The organism is Gelidibacter sp., from assembly GCF_039916245.1.
Lineage (GTDB): Bacteria > Bacteroidota > Bacteroidia > Flavobacteriales > Flavobacteriaceae > Gelidibacter.
The window spans coordinates 1-9,364 of record NZ_JBDSLS010000160.1 but is presented as its reverse complement, the minus strand read 5'-3'; the positions used below and the strand labels follow the sequence as shown (position 1 = coordinate 9,364).

Here is a 9,364-nt window from a genome sequence, read left to right as displayed (position 1 = left end):
TTATAGTTCATGAGTGGTTCTCCCATCCCCATAAATACGATATTGCTTAAAGGTCGGTTGAAGTATAATCGGCTTTCTTTATCAATAGCGACGACCTGATCAAAAATTTCATCAGGATTGAGATTCCGCATGCGTTTGAGCCGTGCTGTGGCACAGAATTTACAATCAAGACTACAGCCCACTTGAGACGATACGCATGCTGTAGAACGGGTCTTTGTTGGAATCAACACCGATTCCACGATCAAACCATCATGCAACCGAATGGCATTTTTAATGGTTCCGTCATTGCTACGTTGCATTTGATCCACCTCAATATGGTTGATGACAAAATGATCTTCCAACATCTGTCGGGTTTCCTTGGAAATGTTGGTCATGTCTTCAAACTTGTGAGCGCCTTTGCTCCACAGCCATTCATATACCTGATTCCCTCGGAATTCTTTATCACCTTGCGTGACGAAAAATTCGCGAAGTTGTTCTTTACTTAATGCTCGTATGTCTTTTTTTGTTATTTCCATTGCAGTTGCAAAAATAGTGAAAGGATTGACGCATTTTTGATAAGGTCATCTTAAAGTTTGAAAAAGAGCGAAGTTGCTTGCCCGTCCGTAGCTTTTGTGGAGGCGGGAAATCGAAATTGAACTTGAACTTGAAACAAGAAACCTGAAACCTGAAACCCTAAAACGAAAAGCCCCATCATAACGACGAGGCTTTATCTGTATAAAATATATTATTTATAGGATCAACATCGCGTCTCCATAAGTATAGAAACGGTATTTTTCCTTAACAGCCTCTTCGTAAGCTTTCTTTATGAAATCATGACCTGCAAAAGCAGAAGCCATCATTAATAATGTCGATTTTGGTGTATGGAAATTGGTAATCATACAGTTGGCAATACTAAAGTCATACGGAGGGAAAATAAATTTATTAGTCCAACCTGAAAACTCATTCAGCGTTCCATTTGAGGATACTGCACTTTCAATAGCACGCATCGCCGTTGTACCTACAGCACAAACTCTTTTTTTATGAGATTTGGCATTATTGACAATATCAGCTGCTTCCTGAGTAACGAATGCCTCTTCACTGTCCATTTTATGTTTGGACAAATCTTCAACCTCAACCGGGTTAAACGTGCCTAAACCAACGTGAAGTGTTACTTCAGCAAATTCAATACCTTTAATCTCCAAACGCTTTAATAAATGTTTAGAAAAATGCAAACCTGCTGTTGGCGCAGCAACAGCTCCTTCTTTTTTAGCAAAAATAGTTTGATAGCGCTCTTCATCTTCTGGCTCAACCTCTCTTTTGATATATTTAGGAAGAGGTGTTTCTCCAAGCTCAGTTAATTTTTGGCGGAATTCTTTATAAGAACCATCGTACAGGAAACGCAAAGTACGGCCTCTGGAAGTCGTGTTATCAATAACCTCAGCAACTAAAGTCTCATCATCTCCAAAATACAATTTGTTACCAATACGTATTTTACGCGCCGGGTCAACCAAAACATCCCAAAGACGCTGCTCTTCATTTAGCTCTCTCAATAAGAACACTTCAATTCTCGCACCTGTTTTTTCTTTATTACCATATAAACGCGCCGGAAAAACCTTTGTATTATTAAGGATCATCACATCGCCTTCATCAAAATAATCGATAATATCCTTGAATAATTTATGCTCAATCGTCTGCTTCTTTCTGTCCAAGACCATCAAACGAGCTTCATCTCTGTTTTCGGCTGGGTATTCAGCTAATAATTCATCTGGAAGTTTAAAACCAAAGTGGGATAATTTCATACGTTTATATTTAATTTTTTTAAATGTTCAGATCTATCTGCCGACAGATCTCAAGAATCCATTTTCTATCACACGAGTAATGGGCACTAATTTATAAGTGCTTTATAACGCGCTATATAGATTTTTTTGCAAGCTGCAAATATACGACCTCAAAGTAGGCGTTGTCAAGTAAATGACCGTTTATTATTTTGCTATTTTAAAACCGATAGCTTTGAGGTCTTCCCAAAAGGTCGGATAGGATTTTGAAACAACCATGGCATCCTCGATTTGAAGGTTAGTTTTTAAACCTAACGGAGCAAAGGCCATCGCCATTCTGTGGTCGTGATACGTACCAATAGCCACATGATCAGTGATGTTGGCAGAAGATTTCAACTTTAAAGAATCATTTGTGATTTCAACCTGCGCCCCCAATTTTTCAAGTTCGGTTTTTAAGGCAACAAGTCGGTCGGTCTCTTTTATCTTTAAGGTATGAAGTCCAGTAAGATGACAGCCAACTCCCAAGCCAAAACAGGTCACGGCGATAGTTTGTGCGATGTCTGGCGCGTTTTTAAGTTGGCAGTCGACAGTCTGCAGTAGGCAGTCGGTCTTTTTTGAAAGGGTAATAGAGTTATTGTCGAAGGTTGTGACCACACCAAAATCGGTGTAAATAGTTGCCAAAACAGAATCCCCTTGTAAGCTATCTTTTTTGTAGGATGATAAAGTAATTTCTGTTCCCACCGGAGCTAATGCGACAATACTGTAAAAATAAGACGCCGATGACCAATCGCTCTCAACCGTCAAGGCTTTTTGATACGCGTTCAGACTTTTAAGCGGGCTTACTTTTATCTTATTGTTCTCAAAACTGGTTTCAACCCCAATTTGGTTAAGCAAATCCAAAGTCATGTTGATATAAGGCACGGAGGTAATTTCGCCTTCTAAAGTTAATTCCAATCCGTTGTTTAATTTTGGAGCAATCAACAAAAGCGCTGAAATATATTGACTACTCACGTTGGCCTTTAAAGTCACTTGATCTTTTTGAAGAGATTTACCGTTGATCCTTAAAGGCGGACAACCTTCAGCCTCCAAATAGGAAATATCAGCACCTAGCGCATTCAAAGCTTCAACTAAGACTTGGATTGGGCGTTCTTTCATTCGTGCCGATCCCGTAATCGTGATCTCTCTACCTTCTTGAGTCGAAAAAAATGCCGTCAAAAAACGCATCGCCGTTCCCGCATGATTGATATCAATTAGGTTTGATGTGGATTTCAATGCTTTTTGCATCACTTCTGAATCGTCAGAATTGGAGACATTCTGAATCTGCAATTCTGGATACAGCGCTTGCAAAAGCAATAATCTGTTGGACTCACTTTTTGAGCCGGTGATAACGATTTTAGGGGGATTTTCTACAAGCGTAGATTTATGAAGAGTTAACAACATTAGATTTTTGATTTACGATTTTTGATTTACGATTCACGAAATTAGAAAAGCTATGGCACAAAAGCACGAATAATAAGACATTTCTTGTTTGAACAGTAAGATCAAGTTAAAATTGAAGTTGAAGTTGAAATTGAAGTCGAAAACGATCAATGGTAATTTTGAAAATTTACATTATGATTTAAGTTACAACGATTGAAAACGAATAATGACCTGCCCGAACATTCCTTTTCGGAATGGGCGGGATAACGAATAACGAATAACGAATAACGAATAACGAATAACGAATAACGAAATTTAAAAAATCGCCCGCTAAAAAGACTGATTACCGCTATTATTTATGAATAGTTATAACCTAATTTCAACAACTCACAATTCTTACCTCGTAGAAACAAACAACTTAACAACAAACAACAAACGCCTACTTCAGTTTCTCATTATTGTGATGCCTGTCGTGATCGCGATTTGTTTTCAGATCCATTTTTTTGTCAAATGCAGCTTGAAGATCAATTCCGGTTTGGTTGGCCAAGCATAAAACGACAAAGACCACATCAGCAAGTTCCTCGCCCAAATCCTTGTCTTTATCACTTTCCTTTTCACTTTGTTCGCCGTAACGACGTGCAATAATTCGGGCAACTTCGCCAACTTCCTCAGTAAGCTGCGCCATATTGGTCAACTCATTAAAGTATCGGACACCATGGGCTTTGATCCAGTCGTCTACGGTTTTTTGCGCGTTTTGAAGTTTCATTTTATATTTTTTTAAGGACTATTTTTTTATCTAACTTATAATCATCAATCTTATATGAAAAAATTAATGTAACTATTCTACATTTTTGGAATCTATAATGATGGTCACCGGACCATCATTTATAAGTTCAACTTTCATATCTGCACCAAACTGGCCTGTTTGTATTTTCTTACATAATTCTACTTCCAATTGCATTATGAAACTTTCATATAAAGGAATGGCAATATCTGGTTTTGCCGCTTTTATATAACTTGGTCGATTGCCTTTTTTGGTCGAAGCGTGAAGGGTAAACTGACTGACCACAATAGCATCACCGTTAGTGTCAAGAAGTGAAAGGTTCATGACGTCACTGTCATCTTCAAAAATACGAAGATTGGCAATCTTTCTTGCAAGCCATTGGATGTCCTCTTGAGTATCTTCATTAACAATGCCCAACAGAATGAGCAATCCTGAGCCAATAGCTGCGACTTTTTTATGGTCAATGATAACACTTGCTTTTGAAACTCTCTGGATGACTGCTTTCATGATCTTTCCCCTAAATCCCCGAAGGGGACCTTTAAATTGTTAATATTTTTTTAAAATCTGAATGAATCTCCCTAATATCGTTGACTTTTTTTAGGTTAATTATTCATTATTAAATCTAAGATCGATGTCCTTTGTGGCGCTTTGTTTCTCCTTTGCGTAACTTTGCGTCACAGCCTTTTTGAGTGTGGAGCTATTCTCACTTCATGTTTTTTCTCGCAGATATTAACCTGACCGTTTTATAACACGCTCTCCCTCATTTATGGAACGCAGATGACGCTGATTCTGCTGATTTTCACTGATTTTTCACCTTCATATCAATTCACATTTGCGTACAGATGACTACTACCCACTAAAAACTCCCTATTACTAACTGCTTGCCCGTCCGAAACTATTGCGGAGGCGGGAAGACTGCCGACTGATGACTGCCAACTGATGACTGCCAACTGAACACTTACTTAACCCACTCCTCTGTTCTGTAATGCTCATCGTCGCCTTCTAAGATTTGCAGATAGCTTCGATAGCGTGAAAAAGAAACTTCATCCTTTTCCAAGGCGTCTTTAACCGCGCATTGAGGCTCTTCAACGTGTATACAATTATTGAATTTACAGTTTTGTTTTAGAGCGAAAAACTCTGGGAAATAATCGCCAATTTCTTCCTTGTCCATGTCTACGACTCCAAATCCTTTAATACCTGGAGTATCGACTATTCTTGCACCAAAGCTCAAATCGAACATTTCGGCAAAGGTCGTGGTGTGCTGTCCTTGCATATGTTGCATGGAAATCTCTTTTGTTTTTAAGTCCAATCCAGGTTCAATGGCATTGACCAAAGTAGATTTCCCAACTCCCGAATGTCCAGCGAACATACTCGTTTTATCTTTCATCAAAACTTTTAAGTGATCAATATTTTGCCCAGTAAGCGCCGAAACCTCAACACACTCATATCCTATTTTTCGATAAATAGAAGCCAAATATTTTACTTCCATCGCATTTTCGTCGTCGTAAGTATCCATTTTATTGAATACCAAGACGGTTTTAATCCTATAGGCTTTGGTAGATACTAAAAACCGATCAATAAAACTCGTCAATGTTGGCGGATTATTAATGGTAATGAGCAAAAAAACGGTATCGATATTAGAGGCAATAATATGGGTTTGCTTGGATAAATTAACCGATTTACGGACAATATAATTTTCCCGATCCTGAATGTTATGAATGATTCCATTGGTCACATTATCCAATGTTTCGACATCAAAATCGACCACATCGCCAACAGCAATCGGATTAGTGCTCTTAATATCTTTTATTCTGAATTTTCCTTTTATACGGCAATCGTACACGGCACCTAAGTCGGTTTTCACGGTGTACCAGCTTCCTGTAGATTTATAAACGGTTCCTGTCATTGATTAAATTTAAGCAACAAAATAACGATTTTTTGGTGTTTAAAAAATGTATATTGGCTTATTAATTTTAAAAACAACCTAACTATATGAAAAAATTATTACTTACAGGTTTGTTATTTACATTTATTGTAAATTTAAATGCCCAAACCAATCTTTATGAACATCCGCAATTTGACCAAATTTCTAAAGACCACAGAACCATCGCTATTGTTCCATTCAAGACAAAAGTTAAGCTAAGACCAAAGCAAATGAAGGACATTTCGAGCGAACAATTAGATCGCATAGAAAAAGCAGAAGGCGAAGGCATCCAAACGGCATTATACTCTTGGTTTTTAAAACGTAAAAAAAGAGGAGATATGAAAACTGTAGAAATTCAAGATTCACGTACAACTACAGCCATATTAAGTAAAAATGATATTAACTATAATAATATAACTAATTACACACCGCAAGAATTAGCTAAAATTCTAGGTGTCGATTCAGTCATTTCTGGTAACTTTGAAACCAACAAACCCATGTCAGAAGGCGCTTCGATTGCACTGGCATTTTTAGGAGCTTGGGGTTCAACAAACAGTGCTGTAATTAACATGAGTGTCCATAATGCAGAAGATGGCACCTTATTATGGAATTACAATAAAAAGGTAAAAGGAGGACTCGGAAGCAGCTCAGAAGACTTAATAAATGTCCTTATGAGAAAAGCCTCTCGAAGATTAAGTTATACTAAAAGTTAGTAGTTAATGAACTCCTTAAACTTATAAAATTAGTCTTATAATTTTCTGGAATATTTTATTGAAATAAAAAAAGAGGCTGCCTTAGTAAGATAGCCTCTTTTAAATTAACCGTTAATAATTCTCTCTTGATGGTTGATAGATTCTTGGTGAATCGCTTTAAACATTTTAAGGATAAACTCTTCGCTCAATCCGTTGCGCTCGCCTTCTAAAACCATACTCCCTAAGATTTCATTCCAACGTTTACTTTGTAAAACGGCTACGTTTTTCTGCTTTTTAAGGGCGCCAATACCGTCAGCAAATTTCATGCGTTTTCCAATCATTTCAATCAATTGATTGTCCACAATATCAATTTGCGCTCTCAAATTACTCAAGTTGGTGTTGTATTCCGCTTCAGGATCAGATTCTTTTCTGATGCGTAAATCCTTCATGATTTGAATCAAAGTCTGAGGCGTCACTTGTTGTGAAGCATCACTCCAAGCGGCGTCTGGATTGGTATGCGTCTCAATCATGAGGCCGTCAAAATTCAAGTCTAAAGCCGTTTGTGATACGTCAAAAATCATATCACGTTTTCCAGTAATATGGGATGGATCATTGATTAATGGCAAGTCTGGAAATTTGGTCTGCAATTCAATCGCCAATTGCCATTCTGGATTGTTTCTGTATTTCGTTTTTTCATAGGTCGAAAATCCACGGTGGATAGCGCCTAGTTTTTTGATATCGGCCGTAGCCAAACGCTCAATCGCACCTAACCACAATGGTAAATCTGGATTTACAGGATTTTTAACCAAGACGATTTTGTCGGTTCCTTTTAAAGCATCAGCAATTTCCTGAATAATAAATGGGCTTACGGTTGAACGGGCACCAATCCAAAGCAAATCAATATCATGCTCCAATGCCAACTCAACGTGTGCTCTATTCGCCACTTCAGTAGCGGTTTTCATACCGGTTTCTTCCTTAACTCTTTGTAACCATTTTAATCCCAAAGCTCCAACACCTTCAAACATTCCCGGACGTGTCCGTGGTTTCCAAATTCCTGCTCTGTAATAACTGACGTCAGTATCTTTTAATTGGTGGGCGATGCCTAATACCTGCTCTTCTGTTTCCGCACTGCATGGACCTGCAATGACCAAGGGATGATCCAACTTTAAATCATCTAACCATGTTCTCAATTCTTTCTTGTTTTCCATAATTGTTTAAAAGTTTAAAATTCCAAATTCCAAGGTTTAGTCTAATTCCGACAGTATTGGAGTTTGGTGCTTTGATTTTTATTTATTCATTACTACTGTATTCCGTTTAAAATTTCTTTGATATAATTCGTGTTTTTCATTTCTAAATAGATGGCGTCAAAGTCATCGTCATGCATAAAGCCTCTAAATTTTATCAGATTTTCAATGTATTCATCCAAGGTTTCGAGGACGTTGATTTTATTCTGTTTAAAAATTGGCGTCCACATTTCTGGGGAACTTTTAGCCAAACGAACGGTTGATGCGAATCCACTTCCCGCCATATCAAAAATATCACGTTCGTTACGCTCTTTGTCAATCACTGTTTTTCCCAACATAAAGGAACTGATATGTGATAAGTGCGACACATAGGCAATATGCTTGTCGTGTGCTTCAGGGTTCATATAGCGAATGCGCATGCCTATATCTGTAAACAATTTAAGTGCTTTTTCCTGAAGCTTGAAGGCCGTTTTTTCAACCTCGCAAATGATATTGGTTTTATTTTGGTACAGTCCTAAAATGGCCGCTTTGGGTCCAGAAAACTCCGTTCCCGCAATAGGATGGGCTGCCAAAAAATTACGACGCTTTGGATGATCCTCTATCGCTTTGCAAATTACCGCTTTAGTTGAACCGACATCCATAACCAAGGCATCGTCAGAAACCAGGTCCAATACTTTGACCACTTCATTAACTGCCGCGTCAACAGGAATGGATAAAATGACCAAATCAGCATTTTTTAAATCTTCATATGTGGCTTTAGCATCAATAACATGAAGTTCTATGGCTTCGTTCAAATGATTTTCATTATGATCAATTCCGAAAATCTTTACTTTAGGGTCGTGTTTTTTAATGTCAAGAGCCAAACTCCCACCAATCAATCCAACCCCTATGATGTATATATTTTTCATTCTATTAATATATCGCCCTCCTGGGGCTTTCCGTTTAAAACGAATTATTTTATAAATATGTGGCTACGAATATGTCGTTCAAATGGATGCTATAAAGATGTCGCCCTGATGGGGCTTTATTACTTACTATAAATCCTACTGTTTACTGTTTACGGTTACTGCAAACTGTTACTGAACACTGTAAACTCAATTGACTCTAGATATCGCGTCCTGCAACTCTTCCATTGGCGCACATAACGAAAATCGGATATAACCTTCGCCGTTGCTTCCAAATATGGTACCTGGTGCGATGAAAATGGAATGCTCTTTCAATATCTTATCAATAAAGTTCTCCGAAGTTAAATCCGCTGGTAATTTTGCCCAAACGAACAATCCAGTGGCGTTCTCATCATAAGTACAGTTTAAGGCTCTAGCCAATTCCCAGACTTTCTGGCGACGTTCTTCATAAATGCTGTTTAAACTGGCAAACCACATTTTTGAACATTTTAAAGCTTCAATCGCCCCTTTTTGAATCCCGTAAAACATTCCGGAATCCATATTGCTTTTCACTTTTAAAATCGCATTGATATACTCTGTATTTCCCAACACCAAACCAACGCGCCATCCTGCCAAATTAAAGGTTTTGCTTAACGAATTAAG

Annotated in this window: 9 protein-coding genes and 1 pseudogene; 1 reads left to right on the top strand and 9 read right to left on the bottom strand. The window is 37.9% G+C overall.

The window, feature by feature from the left end; genetic code table 11:
- The 6 genes and pseudogenes from ABIQ28_RS08625 to rsgA all read right to left on the bottom strand — a co-directional run.
- Window positions 1-515 (bottom strand): annotated as a pseudogene (locus tag ABIQ28_RS08625) (23S rRNA (adenine(2503)-C(2))-methyltransferase RlmN); the annotation flags it as partial.
- Window positions 516-728: 213 nt separating this feature from the next.
- The gene (gene queA, locus ABIQ28_RS08620; protein ID WP_348036484.1) at window positions 729-1,778 is read right to left on the bottom strand and encodes a tRNA preQ1(34) S-adenosylmethionine ribosyltransferase-isomerase QueA; all 1,050 of its coding nucleotides are present in this window, start codon (window positions 1,776-1,778) and stop codon (window positions 729-731) included.
- A gap of 183 nt (window positions 1,779-1,961) precedes the next feature.
- On the bottom strand, window positions 1,962-3,194 hold the full coding sequence (locus ABIQ28_RS08615; RefSeq protein WP_348036483.1) for a 3-phosphoshikimate 1-carboxyvinyltransferase: 1,233 nt from the start codon (window positions 3,192-3,194) through the stop codon (window positions 1,962-1,964).
- Window positions 3,195-3,612: 418 nt separating this feature from the next.
- Window positions 3,613-3,939, bottom strand: a complete 327-nt coding sequence (locus ABIQ28_RS08610) for a nucleotide pyrophosphohydrolase (RefSeq protein ID WP_348036482.1) — start codon at window positions 3,937-3,939, stop codon at window positions 3,613-3,615.
- A gap of 72 nt (window positions 3,940-4,011) precedes the next feature.
- Window positions 4,012-4,464 (bottom strand): D-aminoacyl-tRNA deacylase, encoded by a 453-nt coding sequence (gene dtd / locus ABIQ28_RS08605; RefSeq protein ID WP_348036481.1) that lies wholly within the window; start codon window positions 4,462-4,464, stop codon window positions 4,012-4,014.
- Between the two features lie 451 nt (window positions 4,465-4,915).
- The gene (rsgA, locus tag ABIQ28_RS08600; protein WP_348036480.1) at window positions 4,916-5,863 is read right to left on the bottom strand and encodes a ribosome small subunit-dependent GTPase A; all 948 of its coding nucleotides are present in this window, start codon (window positions 5,861-5,863) and stop codon (window positions 4,916-4,918) included.
- Window positions 5,864-5,949: 86 nt separating this feature from the next.
- Here rsgA and ABIQ28_RS08595 point away from each other — a divergent pair, with 86 nt between their 5' ends.
- On the top strand, window positions 5,950-6,594 hold the full coding sequence (locus ABIQ28_RS08595) for a hypothetical protein (RefSeq protein WP_348036479.1): 645 nt from the start codon (window positions 5,950-5,952) through the stop codon (window positions 6,592-6,594).
- A gap of 104 nt (window positions 6,595-6,698) precedes the next feature.
- On the opposite strand, the gene ABIQ28_RS08590 is transcribed toward ABIQ28_RS08595, so the two are convergent.
- The 3 genes from ABIQ28_RS08590 to ABIQ28_RS08580 form a co-directional block, all read right to left on the bottom strand.
- Complete coding sequence (locus ABIQ28_RS08590) at window positions 6,699-7,781, bottom strand: bifunctional 3-deoxy-7-phosphoheptulonate synthase/chorismate mutase type II (RefSeq protein WP_348036478.1); 1,083 nt, start codon at window positions 7,779-7,781, stop codon at window positions 6,699-6,701.
- Between the two features lie 92 nt (window positions 7,782-7,873).
- A complete protein-coding gene (locus ABIQ28_RS08585; protein WP_348036477.1) occupies window positions 7,874-8,725 on the bottom strand; it encodes a prephenate dehydrogenase in 852 nt (283 codons plus the stop codon).
- A 186-nt stretch (window positions 8,726-8,911) separates the two neighbouring features.
- On the bottom strand, window positions 8,912-9,364 hold a 453-nt coding region (locus ABIQ28_RS08580; protein WP_348036476.1), incomplete at its 5' end, for an aminotransferase class I/II-fold pyridoxal phosphate-dependent enzyme.